Source organism: Mesorhizobium sp. M7A.F.Ca.CA.002.09.1.1, from assembly GCF_003998555.1.
Taxonomy (GTDB): Bacteria; Pseudomonadota; Alphaproteobacteria; order Rhizobiales; family Rhizobiaceae; genus Mesorhizobium; species Mesorhizobium ciceri.
The window spans coordinates 1-1295 of record NZ_RZRR01001217.1; the positions used below are offsets into that span (position 1 = coordinate 1).

General features: G+C 64.1%; 3 protein-coding genes. All 3 read right to left on the bottom strand.

Annotated features, from left to right (window positions below; all coding sequences use genetic code 11):
* Window positions 1–262: hypothetical protein (locus EN994_RS31925; RefSeq protein WP_127308176.1), on the bottom strand; the 262-nt coding region annotated here is incomplete at its 3' end.
* 88 nt (window positions 263–350) lie between these two features.
* A complete protein-coding gene (locus EN994_RS31930; RefSeq protein WP_063167934.1) occupies window positions 351–956 on the bottom strand; it encodes an ATP-dependent Clp protease proteolytic subunit in 606 nt (201 codons plus the stop codon).
* 20 nt (window positions 957–976) lie between these two features.
* Window positions 977–1295: SRPBCC domain-containing protein (locus EN994_RS31935; RefSeq protein WP_164746437.1), on the bottom strand; the 319-nt coding region annotated here is incomplete at its 5' end.

Here is a 1295-nt window from a genome sequence, read left to right on the forward strand (position 1 = left end):
CATCGACGGTGATGCTGCCGGAAATCCTGACATCCGTATCGCCGATCTTGAATGTGCCGTTCTCGCCGGCCGGCAGCGCATCGTCCGGCTCGGGAGCCGGCTTGGCGATGCGGTAGTCGCCGGTCACGCCGGGCAGGGCGCTTTTTTGCGTCGACGGCGAACTGTCCTCTGCAAGAGCCGCGCCACTCACGAGACTGGCAAAAGCGAGCACCACGACGGCGATGACGGGGCGCAGTGGTCTGGAAGGATGAGTGTCGGTCATCCCAGGACTATAGTGGCGCGCCGCCGATGGAACCAGACCGGCATCGTCAAATCTTCGGCAGCCGGCCGGACTCCGCTCCGGCCCTGGCTTACGCCGCCTTTTTGCGCGTGTCGAAAACATGGTCGACGATGCCCCATGCCTGCGCCTCGCGGGCGGTCATGAAGTGGTCGCGGTCCAGCGTGCGCTCGACCTCTTCATAGGTACGGCCGCAATGCTGCGCGTAGAGCTCGGCCATGTGCCGTTTCGTCCTGCCGATGCGCTCGGCATGGCGCTGGATGTCGGAGGCCTGGCCCTGGAACCCGCCCAGCGGCTGATGCAGCAGGATGGTGGCGTTCGGCAGGGAAATCCGGCGCCCCGGTGTGCCTGCCATCAGCAGGAACGAGCCCATCGATGCCGCAAAGCCCATGCATACGGTCGACACCGGGCAGCTGATATATTGCATCGTGTCGTAGATGGCGAAACCACTGGTCACTACGCCGCCCGGCGAGTTGATGTAGAGCGAGATCTCCTTGTCGGGATTGTCCGATTCCAGCGACAAAAGCTGCGCGCAGACCAGCGCCGAGATGTCGTCGTTGATCTCGCCGTTGATGAAGATGATGCGCTCGCGCAGCAGCCGCGAAAAGATGTCGAAGGCGCGTTCGCCGCGGCTCGATTGCTCGATGACCATCGGCACCAGACTGGCAACACCGCTCATTTTTCTTCTCCGATTTTCTATTATGCCGCGCGCAGAAGGCGCGGTGCGTTCGCGGCGATGGGCTTTCCAATTGCGCGCAAACCGAGCGAAAGACGGCAGCCGGCGCCTGCCATGGCGATGGCCGGCATGGCCTTGCGGGCAAAACCGTCGTGGACGATGCGCAGATGCGTGCCGCCGGAAGCGGTGCGGGCAAGCGTGAAGGTGACGGTACTGTCGAGCGGATCCTGCCTGGCTGCGTCGCCCGGCTGCTCCCGCCAGGAATAGCGCAGCAACTTCTCGGGTTCGGCGTCGAGGATTTCGCATTCGATCGGCGCGCCCGTCCCGGCGAAGGCAAAACGG